Origin of the sequence: Actinoplanes sp. NPDC049265, assembly GCF_043197135.1 — a bacterium.
In the GTDB taxonomy this organism is placed as follows: domain Bacteria; phylum Actinomycetota; class Actinomycetes; order Mycobacteriales; family Micromonosporaceae; genus Actinoplanes.
The window spans coordinates 133,638-148,326 of sequence record NZ_JBICSP010000006.1 but is presented as its reverse complement, the minus strand read 5'-3'; the positions used below and the strand labels follow the sequence as shown (position 1 = coordinate 148,326).

18 protein-coding genes are annotated in these 14,689 nt (G+C 71.1%); 11 read left to right on the top strand and 7 right to left on the bottom strand.

Annotated elements, in window-relative coordinates:
• Nucleotides 1-95: 95 nt before the first annotated feature.
• Entirely contained in the window at nucleotides 96-458 is a 363-nt protein-coding gene (locus ACGFIO_RS17350) for a hypothetical protein (RefSeq protein WP_392827252.1), read from the bottom strand.
• Between the two features lie 3 nt (nucleotides 459-461).
• A complete protein-coding gene (locus ACGFIO_RS17345; protein WP_392827251.1) occupies nucleotides 462-755 on the bottom strand; it encodes a hypothetical protein in 294 nt (97 codons plus the stop codon).
• A gap of 372 nt (nucleotides 756-1,127) precedes the next feature.
• Between ACGFIO_RS17345 and folP the strand changes: the two genes are divergently transcribed.
• The 7 genes from folP to ACGFIO_RS17310 all read left to right on the top strand — a co-directional run bounded on the left by folP (nucleotide 1,128) and on the right by ACGFIO_RS17310 (nucleotide 5,507).
• Nucleotides 1,128-1,952: a dihydropteroate synthase gene (gene folP, locus ACGFIO_RS17340; protein ID WP_392827459.1), complete on the top strand. Its 825-nt coding sequence runs from the start codon at nucleotides 1,128-1,130 to the stop codon at nucleotides 1,950-1,952.
• Nucleotides 1,949-2,308 (top strand): dihydroneopterin aldolase, encoded by a 360-nt coding sequence (gene folB, locus ACGFIO_RS17335; RefSeq protein ID WP_392827250.1) that lies wholly within the window; start codon nucleotides 1,949-1,951, stop codon nucleotides 2,306-2,308. Before folP ends, folB begins: the two co-directional genes overlap by 4 nt.
• Nucleotides 2,305-2,835 (top strand): 2-amino-4-hydroxy-6-hydroxymethyldihydropteridine diphosphokinase, encoded by a 531-nt coding sequence (gene folK, locus ACGFIO_RS17330; protein WP_392827249.1) that lies wholly within the window; start codon nucleotides 2,305-2,307, stop codon nucleotides 2,833-2,835. The genes folB and folK overlap by 4 nt, the downstream gene beginning before the upstream one ends.
• Nucleotides 2,832-3,353 carry a DUF3180 domain-containing protein gene (locus ACGFIO_RS17325; RefSeq protein WP_392827248.1) on the top strand — a complete coding sequence of 174 codons (522 nt, stop codon included), beginning with the start codon at nucleotides 2,832-2,834 and terminating at the stop codon, nucleotides 3,351-3,353. The genes folK and ACGFIO_RS17325 overlap by 4 nt, the downstream gene beginning before the upstream one ends.
• A gap of 69 nt (nucleotides 3,354-3,422) precedes the next feature.
• Nucleotides 3,423-4,616, top strand: a complete 1,194-nt coding sequence (locus ACGFIO_RS17320) for an ABC transporter permease (RefSeq protein WP_392827247.1) — start codon at nucleotides 3,423-3,425, stop codon at nucleotides 4,614-4,616.
• A gap of 61 nt (nucleotides 4,617-4,677) precedes the next feature.
• Nucleotides 4,678-4,959: a hypothetical protein gene (locus ACGFIO_RS17315; protein ID WP_392827246.1), complete on the top strand. Its 282-nt coding sequence runs from the start codon at nucleotides 4,678-4,680 to the stop codon at nucleotides 4,957-4,959.
• Nucleotides 4,960-5,012: 53 nt separating this feature from the next.
• Nucleotides 5,013-5,507, top strand: a complete 495-nt coding sequence (locus ACGFIO_RS17310; RefSeq protein ID WP_392827245.1) for a hypothetical protein — start codon at nucleotides 5,013-5,015, stop codon at nucleotides 5,505-5,507.
• Nucleotides 5,508-5,630: 123 nt separating this feature from the next.
• On the opposite strand, the gene ACGFIO_RS17305 is transcribed toward ACGFIO_RS17310, so the two are convergent.
• From ACGFIO_RS17305 to ACGFIO_RS17290, 4 genes are all read right to left on the bottom strand, one after another.
• On the bottom strand, nucleotides 5,631-6,662 hold the full coding sequence (locus ACGFIO_RS17305; RefSeq protein ID WP_392827244.1) for an ABC transporter permease subunit: 1,032 nt from the start codon (nucleotides 6,660-6,662) through the stop codon (nucleotides 5,631-5,633).
• On the bottom strand, nucleotides 6,659-7,546 hold the full coding sequence (locus ACGFIO_RS17300; RefSeq protein ID WP_392827243.1) for an ABC transporter ATP-binding protein: 888 nt from the start codon (nucleotides 7,544-7,546) through the stop codon (nucleotides 6,659-6,661). Before ACGFIO_RS17300 ends, ACGFIO_RS17305 begins: the two co-directional genes overlap by 4 nt.
• Nucleotides 7,543-7,929, bottom strand: coding sequence for a GntR family transcriptional regulator (locus ACGFIO_RS17295; RefSeq protein ID WP_392827242.1), 387 nt, complete (start codon nucleotides 7,927-7,929; stop codon nucleotides 7,543-7,545). Before ACGFIO_RS17295 ends, ACGFIO_RS17300 begins: the two co-directional genes overlap by 4 nt.
• A gap of 70 nt (nucleotides 7,930-7,999) precedes the next feature.
• Complete coding sequence (locus tag ACGFIO_RS17290; RefSeq protein WP_392827241.1) at nucleotides 8,000-9,007, bottom strand: ABC transporter ATP-binding protein; 1,008 nt, start codon at nucleotides 9,005-9,007, stop codon at nucleotides 8,000-8,002.
• A gap of 2 nt (nucleotides 9,008-9,009) precedes the next feature.
• Here ACGFIO_RS17290 and ACGFIO_RS17285 point away from each other — a divergent pair, with 2 nt between their 5' ends.
• From ACGFIO_RS17285 to ACGFIO_RS17270, 4 genes are all read left to right on the top strand, one after another.
• Complete coding sequence (locus ACGFIO_RS17285; protein ID WP_392827240.1) at nucleotides 9,010-9,732, top strand: ABC transporter permease; 723 nt, start codon at nucleotides 9,010-9,012, stop codon at nucleotides 9,730-9,732.
• A complete protein-coding gene (locus ACGFIO_RS17280; protein WP_392827239.1) occupies nucleotides 9,729-10,448 on the top strand; it encodes an ABC transporter permease in 720 nt (239 codons plus the stop codon). Before ACGFIO_RS17285 ends, ACGFIO_RS17280 begins: the two co-directional genes overlap by 4 nt.
• A gap of 145 nt (nucleotides 10,449-10,593) precedes the next feature.
• Entirely contained in the window at nucleotides 10,594-11,592 is a 999-nt protein-coding gene (locus ACGFIO_RS17275) for a glycine betaine ABC transporter substrate-binding protein (protein ID WP_392827238.1), read from the top strand.
• 105 nt (nucleotides 11,593-11,697) lie between these two features.
• Nucleotides 11,698-13,548 carry a hypothetical protein gene (locus ACGFIO_RS17270; protein WP_392827237.1) on the top strand — a complete coding sequence of 617 codons (1,851 nt, stop codon included), beginning with the start codon at nucleotides 11,698-11,700 and terminating at the stop codon, nucleotides 13,546-13,548.
• Between the two features lie 6 nt (nucleotides 13,549-13,554).
• On the opposite strand, the gene ACGFIO_RS17265 is transcribed toward ACGFIO_RS17270, so the two are convergent.
• The gene (locus ACGFIO_RS17265; RefSeq protein WP_392827458.1) at nucleotides 13,555-14,679 is read right to left on the bottom strand and encodes an NADH-quinone oxidoreductase subunit D; all 1,125 of its coding nucleotides are present in this window, start codon (nucleotides 14,677-14,679) and stop codon (nucleotides 13,555-13,557) included.
• Nucleotides 14,680-14,689 lie beyond the last annotated feature (10 nt).

Genomic DNA, 14,689 nt, shown 5'->3' with positions numbered 1-14,689 from the left:
TGGCCGACTGAGGAGATCCGCCGCGGGGACGCCCCGGCGGAGGGGATGTGGTCATGAAGTGGCCCCGCTCGGGCGTGCGACAGGACTTGGCAGTCTCATATCAGCTCCTCCCGAACCCGGATGCGGGTCGCGACGAGACGGGGGTCGCGTCGCTCGGCGGCCGGCTCGCGGGTGCGCCGCCAGTCGGTGAGCGCGGTGCGGATGACCGCCCGGGCGGGCCGGTCGGGGTCGACGTGGCGGAACACGTACGACGTGCTGACCATCGCGAGAGCGATCTCCCACGCGGGGAAGGGATCGATCTCGAACGAGATCAGATAGTGCAAGAACATAAAGAACGGAACAAGGAGGATGAACATCCCATACTGCGCGTACGGCAGGTGCATCGGCAGCGTGTAGCCGGGCGGCCCGAGGTAGACGAGCCGTGCCCGGTAGATGTCGTCATCCGTGCGTAGGCGCATGGCTCAGGTGAAGATCAGATCGATCAGGCGGTCGCCGACGAAGAACAGCGTGGCCGCGCCGGCGATGAACGCGAGCCCGACGATGGCGATCGCTGAACTGGTCAGGACCTTGGAGATCTCGCCCCGGCTGGCTCGGCCGATGAAGATGACGCCGAGCACGGCGAGCAGGATCGGGGCGATGTTGCTCGCGAAGAACGACACTATGCCGTTCGTGTTGATCTGGCCCTGATCGGCCGCGAGCACTGCGCCTTGCTGAAGCACCGTCGCTGCCTGGGCGGCGAAGTCGGTGGCGATCATCGGTAAACCTCCCGGGTGACCGACAGAAAGATCGATCACTGCAGTTGTGAAGCCTGACGGCAACCCCATATGGTGCTACTTCTGGCGCACCTGAGTCCAGTGAGCCGTAAGGGCGACCCGTCCTCCGCTAGCCCATCTGCTTCCTTCGGTCCTTCAAATGATGCCTGTCCCGAAGCGTACGGGCCGCCCCTCTTACCTACAAGCTGCCTGATTCGTTACCCAAGGTGAGGGCGTGACTGAACCTGAGTGACGGCGCAGGTGAATCCCCCTTGCGGCAGCCGCGACAGTACATACGTACGAAGATCGACTGGGGCTAGGTTTTGGATTGTGATAATCGGTGACCAGCTAGTGAGCCTGGATCACCCCGTGGTGATGGGGGTCCTGAACGTCACCCCGGACAGCTTCAGCGACGGCGGTCTCTACGCCGGCACCGACGCCGCTGTGGCGCACGGCATTGCGATCAGGAACGACGGGGCCGACCTGGTCGACGTCGGTGGCGAGTCGACCCGGCCGGGCGCCGAGCGCGTGGACGCGCGTACCGAGATCTCGCGGGTTGTCCCAGTGATCTCCGCGCTCACCGCCGCCGGCGTGCCGACCAGCATCGACACCACCCGGTCGGAGGTCGCCGCGGCGGCTCTGGAGGCCGGGGCGGTGCTGGTCAACGACGTTTCCGGCGGCCTGGCCGACCCGGACATGGCGCCGCTGGTGGCGCGAGCCGGCTGCCCGTACGTGATCATGCATTGGCGGGGGCCCTCGCGCGACATGAACGCCCTGGCCCGCTACGACGACGTGGTCGCCGAGGTCGCCGCCGAGCTGGCGCAGCGGGTCGAGGCCGCGCTCGCGGCCGGGGTCGCCGCCGAGCGGATCATCATCGACCCGGGCCTGGGCTTCGCCAAGGACGCCACCCACAACTGGGCGCTCACCCGCCGGCTCGACGTGCTGCTCGGGATGGGCCACCCGGTGCTCTTCGCGGCCAGCCGCAAGTCTTATCTGGGCCGGTTGCTGGCCGGGCCGGACGGCATCCCGCGGCCGGCCCCCGAACGCGACGCGGCCACGCTGGCCACCAGCGTGCTGGCGGTGGCGGCCGGAGTGTGGGGCGTGCGGGTGCACGAGGTGCGCGCGACCCGGGACGCGCTCGAGGTGTGGCGCGCGTCAGGCGCCCCGCGGTTGGTCAAACCCTCGGTGGGTACGCCGTGAGCGACCGAATCCGGCTGACCGGCCTGCGGATCCGCGGCCGCCACGGCGTGTACGACGTCGAGCGGGCCGAGGGCCAGGACTTCGTCATCGACGCCGAGCTCGAGCTGGACCTAGCCCCGGCCGCGGCCACCGACGACGTTACCCGGACGGTGCACTACGGCGAGCTGGCCGGCCGCCTCGCCGCCATCGTCGCGGGTGAACCGGTCGACCTGATCGAGACCCTGGCCGACCGGCTGGCCGCCGAGTGCCTGACCGACGCCCGGGTCGAGGCGGCCACGATCACCGTGCACAAGCCGCAGGCGCCGATCCCGCACGAGTTCGCCGACGTCGCCGTGGTGCTGCGGAGGACCCGGTGACCAGGGCGATCCTGTCGCTGGGGAGCAACCTGGGCGACCGCGCCGGCCATCTGCGCCGGGCCGTCGACCTGCTCGGCGACCGGGTGCTGCTCGCCTCCGGCGTGTACGAGACACCGCCCTGGGGGGACGATCGCGCTCAGCCCGCGTACCTCAACGCCGTCGTGATGGTCCTGGATCCGGACATCGAGCCGGCGGGCTGGCTCGAGCTGGCCCGGGCCTGCGAGAAGGACGCCGGCCGGGTCCGCGACCCGGACCGCCGCTTCGGGCCGCGCCCCCTGGACGTCGACGTGATCGAGGTGTACGGCCCCGACGACACGCCGGTGACCAGTGACGATCCCGAGCTGACCCTGCCGCATCCGCGCGCCCATCTGCGGGCCTTCGTCCTCAAGCCGTGGCTCGACATTCAGCCGTACGCCCAGCTCACCGGCCATGGCTGGGTCACCGACCTGCTCACCCGGCCGGAGCTCGCCGCCGACGCCGCCGCGATGAGCCCGTGCTCCGGCCTGTCACTACAGTTGGACCCGTGAGCAACAACCCGAGCGGTCCGCGCACCGACCCCTCGATCCGTCCCACCAGCATCTCCGTGCTGGTGGTGGCCGCTCTGGTCGCCGCGGCGGTCGGGTGGTTGCTGCTCAGCTTCTTCTACAACGAGTGGCCGGCCCCGCCCTGGCTGCCGGTGATCGTGATCGCCGCGCTGGCCGCCGCCGAGGGCATCCTCGCGCAGAACACGGCCGCCCGGGTCCAGCGCAAACGCGGCGCGCCGCCGGTCGAGCCGCTGGCCGTCGCCCGGTACGCGGTCCTGGCCAAGGCGTCCTCACTGGCCGGCGCCCTGTACGGCGGATACTGCGCCGGCCAGCTGCTGTTCTTTGCCCTGGACATGTCCCGGGAGTTCTCCAACGACTCACTTCCGGCCACCGCGGCCGGGGTGGTCGCGGCGCTGGCGCTGGTCGGTGCGGCGCTCTGGCTGGAGCGTTCGTGCCGCGTGCCCGACCCACCGGACCGGGACGATACCGACGAGCCGGGCATTCCACCCGACCGCATCTGACCTGTCTCTTGGTCTTGAACCCCGCTGGTGGTACATCCGTATCCTGGGCAGGACTGGGCGGAGGCGGACATGGCGTACGACGAGCAGGTCAGTGATCCAGCGGCGTACCGCACAGGTCACGCCGCGCAGGACTTCCGGAGCCGGCACGGACTCGATCCGGACGACGGCGGCGGGCCGCCGCTGCGCCTGGTCCCGATCGAGGACACCGGCCGCGACCGGCTGGGCATCCACATCGGCTGGGAGATCGTCCTGCTGCTCACCGTGGCGGCGATCGGTTTCCTGCTGTATCGACTGGAGCCCGACGCGCTGCGCCGTCCGGCCCTGGACACGCTGCTCATCTGGGGCTCGGCGATCGGCCTGCTGGCCCTCGGGGCCGGGTTGACGCTGCGGGCCGGCGTACCCAACCTCGCCGTCGGCCCCATCGCGATCGCCGCGTCGCTGCAGTACGCCGAGAACGGCGACAAGGGCCTGCTCCAGGCGGCCGTCCCCGCGCTGATCATCGCCGCGATCGCCGGCCTGGCCGTGGCCATCCTGGTGATCAGCCTGCACGTGCCCGGCTGGGTGGCCACCCTGGCCGCCGGGCTCGGCGTGGTCGTCTACAACCAGCTGCGCACCGGCCCGGTCAACGTGCAGGGCACCTTCGACCCTTCCGACCAGGCGTTCTTCCTGTTCGGCGGGTTCGCGCTGCTGGCCGTGCTGGGCGGGGCGACCGGCACGGTGGCGCCGCTGCGCCGGTTCATCGGCAAGATGCGCCCGGTCACCGACCCGGCCCGCCGTCGCGGCGCCGGCGTGACCGTGCCCGTGGTCGCCGCCCTGGTCTTCTCCTCGCTGTTCGCGGTGGTGGCCGGCATCCTGCTGGCCACCGTGCGGCCCAACACCCCGGTCCAGCCCGAGCCCGGCTTCGAGTGGACCGGCATCGCCATCGGCGTGGCGATGCTGGCCGGCACCAGCGCGTTCGGCCGGCGCGGCGGCATCTTCGGCACGCTCCTGGCCACCGCCGCGCTCACCCTGTTCCTGGACTACGCCGACCGCCGCGACCTCGACATCGCCATGTACGCCATCGCCGCCGCCCTCCTCGGTGCCGGCCTGGTCGTCACCCGCCTGATCGAGACGTACGGCCGCCCCCAGCCCACCATCGGCTACGACGACGACTGGCAGATGACGGCGGCCCCGTCGGCCGGCACCTGGCACCCCGACCAGCCGGAAACATGGCAGCAGCCCCCCGCCCAGCCACAGCAGCGCGCCGACCGCTGGGACGACTGAGTTGATGGCCCAGTTCCGCCGCCTCGGAGTGTCGGTCCGGAGCCCTGCCTAGACTGTGACCATGACCTCTGCGAGCTTTGCCGAGCTGGACGCGCTGGAGACCGAAGAGCTGCGCGAGCGCGCGTTCGCCAAGGCGCGGGAGAAGCGCGACCTGAGCTTCTTCTGGTCGGTGTTCAAGCACCTGCCCGACTCGGACGAGGCGTCGGCACTGGACGGCGCGCCCAATTCGGTCGGTCCGACGGTCGACGAGGCGGTCGCGTTGTGGCGTGAGCTGACCGGCCACGGCTACGGCGAACAGGAGCCCCTGCTGCGGGCCGCGTTCATCGACTACCTGCAGAAATAGGACATTCAGCGCCGTCGTTTGAAGCATCCGGCCGCCTGGGAAATAGGCGGCCCATGGCTCTCGGCAACAAGTACAAGTCCGCGCCCGGCGCGGGCACCGCCGCCGCCCTGATATTAGTCCTGGTCTTCGGTAGCCCGTGGTACCGGGACTGGGCGGCGGACAACACGAATCCCGCGACCGCGGGCGGCTGGTTCCTCCGGCTGCTCGGCTGGCCGTCGTGGTACATCGACTCCGGTGACTCCCTGCGCGAGATCGTCGTGCAGGACCTCCGGGCGATCCTGGTGGTCGTCCTGACCGCGCTCTTCCTCTTCCTCCTGCCCGGTTCTCAGCTCGCCCGGGCCCGCGGCACGATCAGCCAGTTCTTCGCCGGCTGGGGTGCGTACATCTTCTCCTGCGGTTTCGCCGCGCTCCTGACCACTCTGTTCCTGGCCAACCCGACGCTGCTCCGCGCGTTCGAGTCGGCCGGGTCCGGCGCCACCTACGGCATCTTCGTCGGCTGGCTGATCGGACTGGTCACCCTCGGCGGCCGCCGAGGCACACGGTCGTAGGCCACGCCGCAGCCCCGGCGGGACTGCGAAACACGGCCTTGACCAGGGCGTGCCGCCCATCCGTCCCCCAACGGCACGTCCACGGCCGGGCGGTCCCGCTCCCGGGACCGCCCGGTACGCCGGTCAGCTGAGGCGGCGGCGTACCCACCAGAAGGTGAGCAGGCCCAGCAGCGCCGTGACCGCCAGGATCAGCCCGGACTCGATCCACTGCAGCGGCCAGAATCGGCTCGCCGGCTGGTAGACCGCGTCATGGTGCAGGTTCTGCGACAGCACCCACTCCTCGCACTTCTTCGGTCCGCCGCCCGCTTCCCGCCCGCAGGAGTTGGGGTCGTACGGTCCGCGGAAGGTCGACCCGTCGGCGGTGACGGCGCGGTTCGACATCACCCAGGCGCCCGGTTTGTCGAGCTTGGGGACGACGGTCATGCTGCCGTCGTCGCTCATCAGGAACTCCTCGAAGAAGTCCTCGCCGCCGCCGCCGGGCTGGGCGGTGATCGCCGCGCTGTCGTGCATGGGCGTGATCAGGTGACCCCGCACGAGGGTCGGCATGAGCACCTGGATTCCGACGACCAGGAGCAGGGTGAGGGCCATGGCCGGGACGGTTCGGCGCAGAACCGTTCCGATGAGCACGCCCAGAGCGAAGGCCAGCCCCGCGTACGCGATCGGCACGATGCCGCGGGCTCCGAACAGCTCGGGGATCAGCCGGTTCGCCCGTGCCGTGTCGAACGGGCTGGAGAACCAGGTCACCACCAGGCTGAGCAGTCCCGCCGCCAGCATCGCGGCGGCCGCGCCGGCCAGCAGCTTGACCGTCAGCCAGCGGGTGCGGGTGATGCTCTGGCTCCAGGCCAGGCGGTACGTGCCCGACTCGAGCTCGCGGGCGATCATGGGGGCGCCCCAGAAGATGCCGATGATGGCCGGGATCAGGTAGACCATGGCCGCGCCGGCCAGGAACAGGGGTGCGGCGGCCAGGCTCTCGGAGCGGAGCAGGAAGTCCTTGGCCTGGTTGGCGCAGTTGCTGCCGCAGGTGTCCATCCCGGTCGACCGGAACAGGTCGACCAGGGCGGGCCGGGTCACCACGAGTGCGACCGCGAGCGCCGCGACCAGGGCACCGACTAGGGCGATGGGGGTACGGAACTGTCGCCACGTCAACCAGGTCATCGTTGTCCCTCCAGCACTCGCGCCGGGCCCGCGCCGGCGGCCTCGGTCATGTACGCCAGGACCAGGTCCTCGAGGTCGAGCGGCTCCACGGTCCACCAGGGATCGTCGATCGGGGCCGAGCTGCGGATGATCATCGTGGTCTGTTTGCCGGCGTGGCTCTGGTGGATCACCTCGTGGCCGGCGGGCAGGGTGCCGGCCTCGCGTCGGGCCCCGCTGACCCGGTGGTGCTGGTCCAGCAGTTCGTCGACGTCGCCGGCGACCCGGATCCGGGACGCGACCAGCACGATCAGGTAGTCGCAGGTGCGTTCCAGGTCGCCGACCAGGTGCGAGGAGAGCACGAGCGAGGTGCCGTGCTCGGCCGTGTGCTCCATCAACCCCTGCAGGAACTCGCGCCGGGCCAGCGGGTCGAGCGCGGCGACCGGCTCGTCCAGCAGCAGCAGGTCGGGGCGTTTGGCGACGGCCAGGGTGAGCGCGAGCTGCGCCCGCTGACCGCCGGAGAGCTTGCCCGCCTTCTGTGCCGGGTCGAGCCGGAGTGCGGCGATCCGGTCCCGGGCCAGGGCGTCGTCCCAGCCCGGATTGAGGGCGCGGCCGAGGCGGAGGTGCTCGGCGATGCTCAGGTGCGCGTACGTCGGGGTGTCCTGGGCGACGAAGCCGATCCTGGCCGCCTGGTGGGAGTCGCCGGGCTGCCCGTCGAGGACCCGGATCGCGCCGGACGTCGGCCGCAGCAGCCCACAGGCCAGCTGGAGCAGGGTGGACTTGCCGGCGCCGTTGGGGCCGACCAGGCCGACGACCCGGCCGCTGGGGACGCTCAGCGTGCAGTCGTTGAGCGCGGTCTTGCGGCCGTACCTCTTGGTCAGGCCCTCAGTCACGATCGCGTCCGTCATGATCGGGCCTCCGCCTGGGCACGAAAAGCGCTGACGAACAGGGCCTCGATGCTCTCGTCGTCGAGCCCGGCCTCGCGTGCCCGAGCCAGCCACCGCTCCAGCTCGGCCCGCAGCGGGGCGTGGGCGGACGTGTCCGGGCTGAGCGTACGGGCGACGAACGTGCCGACCCCGGTGCGCAGGTTGACCAGGCCCTCGTACTCCAGCTCGCGATAGGCCTTGAGCACCGTGTTGGGGTTGATGGCGATCTTGCCGACCACCTCTTTGACGGTGGGTAGCTGGTCGCCCTCGCTGAGCAGGCCGAGCCGCATGGCCCGCCGGACCTGGTGGATGAGCTGCATGTACGGCGCCACGCCGGACCGGGCGTCCAGATGGAAATCGATCACGGACAGCCTCCAATCGACTAAAGTGCTATGACCCTAGCACCCTAGTTCAATGTGGAAGCTGAGAGTTTCCTCAGGCAACCGCCTCGGCGTTCGGCACCTCGAAAATCGCGGAGCGGGAGACGGTGCCGACCGGCGTGCCGTCATCCACCGCCACCACGTTCAGAGCGTCGGCGGTGAGCATCGCGGCCAGCGCGTCGTAGAGCGTGCCACCGGCCTCCACGGTCGGCAGCCGCTCGATGTCCTCGACCCGGCCCAGCGGGCGCAGAGCGTCACGCAGCGGAGTCACGGTCAGCCGGCGGATGCCCCGGTCGGCGCCGACGAAGTCACGCACCGTCGCCGAGGACGGCTTGCTGAGCAGCTCGGGCGGTGGCGCGTATTGCAGCAGCCGGCCGCCCTCACCGAGGACCGCGATCCGGTCGCCCAGGCGTACCGCCTCATCGATGTCGTGGGTGACCAGCACGATCGTCTTGCGTACCGCGGCCTGCAGCCGCAGGAACTCCTCCTGCAGCCGGCCGCGCACGATCGGGTCGACCGCCGAGAACGGCTCGTCCATCAGCAGCACCAGCGGGTCGGCGGCCAGCGCCCGAGCCACCCCGACCCGCTGCCGCTGACCGCCGGACAGCTCGTTGGGATAGCGGCCACCGAACCGGGAGGGGTCCAGGCCGACCAGGTCCAGCAACTCGTCGGCGCGCTCGTTGGTCCGCTTCTTGGGCCAGCCGAGCAGCCGGGGCACCGTACCCACATTGGTGCGGATGCTCTGATGCGGGAAGAGGCCGACGTTCTGGATCACGTAGCCGATCCGGCGGCGCAGCTCGACCGGATCCTGGTCGGTCACGTCCTCGCCGTCGATCAGGATCCGCCCCTTGGACGGCTCGATCAGCCGGTTGATCATCCGCAGCACGGTGGACTTGCCGGAACCGGACGGGCCGATCAGAACCACGAGCTCACCCGCGGGTACGTCGAGGCTGATGTCGCCGACCGCCACGGTCCCGTCGGGATAGACCTTCCCCACATTCTCCAGCGTGATCGACGCCGCGCTCCGGCCAGCGCCGGAGTCGGTGATCGCGGTAGCGTCCACGTATGTCCTTCCTGTCGTGGGACCTCGCGGCGTCCCCGCTGGCCGCGCCCGCCGATGACGGGCCCGGAAACCCGTGGTTCTCCTGGCGCTATCTGAGCGACAACGCCGACGCGATCCTCGACAAGCTGATCATCCACGCGGAACTCACCGCGGAGACCGTGCTCATCGCGCTCGTCGTCGCCGTACCACTCGCGGTCGTCGCCTACTGGATACGACCGCTGACCGGGCCGATTCTTGCACTGTCGGGCGTCCTGTACACGATTCCGTCGCTGGCACTGCTGGCGATGCTCGCCCCCCTGCTGGGCACCACCAACATCGCGTCCGTCCTGGTCGCCCTCGTCCTCTACGCCCTGCTCGTCCTGGTCCGCAACTCGCTGGCCGGGCTGACCGGCGTTCCGGACGAGGTTCGCGACGCGGCCGCGGGCATGGGGTACGGCCGGTTCGGGCGCCTTTTCCGGATCGAGCTGCCGCTGGCCCTGCCCGGCATCATCACCGGCCTCCGGCTGGCCACGGTGTCTACAGTCGCGCTGGTCACAGTCGGTTCGATCATCGGTCAGGGCGGGCTCGGCGACCTCATCCTCGGTGGCTTCCGCAACAACTTCTACAAGGCCCAGATCCTCACCGGCGCGATCCTCTGCGTGGCCCTCGCGCTCGTGCTCGACCTGGTGCTGGCCGGGGTCGGCCGGCTACTCACACCGTGGATCCGGGGGCGGCGGGCGTCATGAACTACTTCCAGCAGGGCTTCGTCTGGCTCAACGACCCGCTGAACTGGACCAACCCCGGTGGACTGCTCGACCGGCTGGTCGAGCACCTGACCATCAGCGGGCTGGCCGTGCTGCTCGGCTGCGTGATCGGCTGGCCGATCGGCATCTGGCTCGGCCACCGCGGGCGGGGCGGCGGCGCGGTCATCACCGTCGCCAACCTCACCCTGGCCATCCCCACGCTGGCCCTGCTCACCATCCTGCCGCTGACCCCGCTCGGCTTCGGGCAGCCGCCGGTGGTCGTGGCGCTGGCCGTGTTCGCGGTGCCGCCGCTGCTGGCCAACGCGTACACCGGGCTCCGGCAGATCGACCCCGAGACCCGGGACGCGGCCAAGGGGATGGGCCTGTCCGGCGGGCAGCTGTTGCGCCAGGTCGAGCTGCCGCTCAGCGTGCCCTACCTGGCGGCCGGGCTGCGTACCGCCGCGGTGCAGGTGGTGGCCACGGCCGCGCTGGCCGCCTTCGTCAACGGCGGCGGCCTGGGCGAGATCATCAGTGCCGGCTTCGGTATCGGGATGAGCCAGGGCGGCGGCGGGCAGATCGTCGCCGGCGGCATCGTGGTGGCCCTGCTCGCGCTGGTCGTCGAAGGCCTGCTGGCCATCCTTCAACGCGCCGTCACCCCCCGGCCGTTGCGGGTTCGCCGGCGCCGTCGCTCCAGCCCGGCGGCGGTACCGGCTGGGTAACGGTCGCCACACCACCTGCGAAGTTGTCATACCCAGCAGGTAGGAAGAGCAGTGGAAGATTCATACGGGCATCGGCCCCTACCGACTGCCCGTCGGACACGCGGCTCGGCCACCTCGCCGATCCGGGACACAGAAGGCGGCAGTAATGCGTCGACACCTGCTCCTGACGGCCACGTCCTTAACGGCGGCCGTCGTCATCCTCTCCGGCTGTGGCAACGCCGGCTCGTCGGGCACCGAGGCCCCGGCCGCGGGTGCCTCCGGGGCGGGCTGCGCCCCCGCCGCCGGTGACAAGCTCGTCGTGCTCGACGACGACAAAAAGCTGCAGAACACCGACAACGTCATCCCGGCGATCAACGCCAAGTCGTCCAGCCCCGAGCTGATCGCGGCGCTCGACAAGGTGTCCGCCGCCCTCGACACGCAAAAGCTGATCGAGCTCAACAAGGCCGTCGACGTCGACCGCAAGTCGTCCAAGGCGGCCGCGCAGGAGTTCGCGACGGCCAACAACGTGACGGCCGGCATCACCAAGGGCAAGGGCGGCGCCATCACCGTCGGTGCGGCCAACTTCGCCGAGAACGCCACCCTGGGTGAGCTGTACGCACTCGCGCTCACCTCGGCCGGCTACACGGTCAAGGTCCAGCAGATCGGCAACCGCGAGCTGTACGAGCCCGCGCTGGAGAAGGGCGACATCGACGTCGTCCCCGAGTACGCGGCGACCCTGGCCGGCTTCCTCAACGGCAAGGTCAACGGCGAGAAGGCGGCCGACCCGTCCTCCCCCGACCTCGACAAGACCATCACCGCCCTGACCGAGCTGGGCCAGAAGACCGGGCTGGTCTTCGGCAAGCCGTCCACCGCACAGGACCAGAACGCGTTCGCGGTGACCCAGGCGTTCGCCGACAAGAACGCGGTCAAGAGCCTGTCCGACCTGGCCGCCAAGTGCTCCGGCTCGGCGACCGTGCTCGGTGGGCCCCCAGAGTGCCCGCAGCGGCCCAAGTGCCAGGCCGGCCTCGTCTCCACGTACAACTTCCAGGCCGGCAAGTTCACCTCGCTCGACGCCGGCGGCCCGCTCACCAAGACCGGCCTCAAGCAGGGCACGGTCAGCGTGGGCCTGGTGTTCAGCTCGGATGCGGCACTGGCCGCGGGCTAGACCGGATTGACAAACCCGGCGCCAGGCTCCCTGGATTTCATGTTCACCAGGAAGCCTGGCGCTGCCCGTTTCGTACCCGGATGAGGATGAGTAACATCGGCGTCCATGTCATCCGACCGGGTTGCTGAAAACGGGCAGAACGCGCGCCTGCTGCGCGCGCTCGTCTGGGGCGGCGTGAGCCTCGCCCCGGTGGCCGCGCTGGTCGTGATGCTGGGCAGCAGCCAGGGCCCGATCCGGTTCGCGGTGCTGCTGATCGCCGTGTGCGTCGTGCTGGTCGGCGCGTCGCTGCTGGTCCGCAATGATCCGGTCCTGCTGCGGATGCAGGTCGAGGACCGCGTGGCCGAGGAGGTGGGCGCGCTCCGCGAGGAGATGCGCGCCGAGATCGCCACCGTCAGCGCCCGGGTACGCGCGATGCCGCCCGCCCCGCCGGCGCCCGCCGCGGCCCCGGTCGCACCGGTGCCGAACGGGCCGGTCGCGGCGGTGCCGCCGCAGCGTTCGGGGGTCGGGCCCCGCTCCCGGCCCGGGGCGCCGCCTCGTCCCGGTGGTGCGCCGCCCGGGGGAGTGGGCGCCGGTCCGTCGACGCCGGTCTCTCCGTCTCGCGAGCCTGGTCAACGCACCGGCGGTCGGCCGATCCCCAACACCGGCACGGTCGTCGGCGGTCCCGCCGTTGGGGGCGCGGCTGTTGGTGGTGCTGCTGTCGGCGGCGCGGCTGTCGGCGGAGCTGCTGTCGGGGGCGCGGCTGTTGGTGGTGGTGCTGGGGTGGCTCGGGCCGCGCGTGTCGCTTCCGCTCCCGGTTGGCCGGCCGACCCGCCCGGGTGGTCCGAGCCGAATCAGTCCGGCTGGTCCGACGGCGACGAATCCGGCTGGTCCGACGAGGATCAGTCCGGTTGGTCCGGCGCCGACGAGGCCGGTGGCTGGTCCGAGCCGCGTGGTGGTCGTGGCGCCGCCCAGGTGCCGCCGGTCTTTTCCACGCCGGCCGAACCAACCGCGCCCGGCGGCACCTACGGCAATCCGCGCCCGGCCCGGCCCGGCCCGCACCCGCCGCACCCGGGCGGTCGCCCGGTCCAGGGTCGCCCACCGCAGCCGGGCCAGGTCGCCGGCCCCGGCCGCGCCCCGAATCCGCCTGGTCGCGCCCCGAACCCGCCCGGTCGTGGCCCGAACCCGCCTGGCCGTGGCCCGAATCCACCCGGCCGTGCGCCGAACCCGCCCGGTCGCGCCCCGAACCCGCCCGGCCGGGCCGCCGGCCCGGGTGACGCTGGTCCCGGCGTCGGTACCGGTCCTGTTCCCGTCCCGGGCGTTGGCGCCGTTCCCGTCCCGGGCGTTGGCGCCGTTTCCGGCCCCGGCGTCGGCGCCGGTCCTGGTCCCGGCCCCGGCGTCGGAACCGTTTCTGGCCCCGGCGGCGGCACCGGTTCCGTTCCCGGCCCCGGCCGGCGCCCGCCGCAGGCCCGCCCGCAGCCGGCTGCCCACCGTGGCGGTGAGGTCTACGGCAGCGCCGACCGCTCGGGCGAGGTCTATGGCGGCGAGCGGTCCGGTGACATCTACGGCGCCGAGCGCTCGGGGGAGATCTACGGCGGCGAGCGCTCGGGGGAGATCTACGCCGCCGATCGGTCCGGTGACATCTACGGTGACGGCCAGCCGTCCGGTGACATCTACAGCTCGGGTTCGAGCGAGGCCTACGCCGGCGGCGGCGGTGTCTATGGAGCGAGCCGCGGCGTGGACGACTCCGGGGCGTTGCCCGGCGGCGATCAGGGCGGTAAGCGGCGGGCCGACGTCACCGCGGTCGACCTCGGTTACACCGGGCGGCGGTCCAAGCCGGATCACGCGGCGGCGGGGGACGACGAGGACGACGGCTACTACGGGAACGGCAATTATTGGGAGGCCGGCGGCTTCGGCACCGTCGACGAGGGCTACCCGGGCTGGTCCGAGGCCGAGGAGCGCCACGGCAAGAACTGGTGACGCGACCTACTTGTCGATGTCGCCGACGACGAAGAACATCGAGCCCAGGATCGCGATCAGGTCGGGCACCAGACAGCCGGGAATCAGCGTGGCCAGGGCCTGCACGTTGGCGTAGGACGCGGTGCGCAGCTTGAGCCGCCACGGGGTCTTCTCGCCCCGCGACACCAGGTAGTAGCCGTTGATGCCGAGCGGGTTCTCGGTCCAGGCGTACGTGTGCCCCTCGGGTGCCTTGACCACCTTGGGCAGCCGCACGTTGACCGGGCCGCCGATCGTGTCCACCTTGTCCAGACACTGCTCGGCCAGGTCGAGCGACACGTACACCTGATCGAGCAGCACCTCGAAGCGCGAGTGGCAGTCGCCGGCGGTTCGCGTCACCACGGGCACGTTCAGCTGGTCATACGCCAGATAGGGCTCGTCCCGCCGCAGATCCAGGTCGAGACCACTGGCCCGGGCCACCGGTCCGGACGCGCCGTACGCCGCCGCCTGCTCGGCGGTCAGAACGCCGACTCCGACCGTACGCGCCAGAAAGATGTCGTTCTTGCGAATCAGCCGGTCGAGGTCGGGCATCCGGCGACGGACCTGACCGATGGCCTCCCGCGCACGCCGCGTCCAACCGGCCGGGACCTCCTCCTTGATGCCGCCGACCCGGTTGAACATGTAGTGGATACGCCCGCCGGAGACCTCCTCCATCACCGCCTGGATGGTCTCGCGCTCGCGGAACGCGTAGAACATCGGCGTGATCGCACCGATCTCCAGCGGGTACGACCCCAGGAACATCAGGTGGTTGAGCACCCGGTTGAGCTCGGCCAGCGCCATCCGCAGCCAGACCGCGCGCTCCGGGACCTCGATGCCCATCAGCCGCTCGACGGCCAGCACCACGCCGAGCTCGTTGCTGAACGCCGACAGCCAGTCGTGCCGGTTGGCCAGCACGATGATCTGCCGGTAGTCGCGCACCTCGAACAGCTTCTCGGCGCCGCGGTGCATGTAGCCGACGATCGGCTCGCACGCGGTCACCCGCTCGCCGTCCAGGGTGAGCTTGAGCCGCAGCACGCCGTGCGTGGAGGGGTGTTGCGGCCCGATGTTCAGCACCATGTCGGCGGTGTCCAGCCCCGCACCGGTGCCGACGGTCATCTCCCGCACA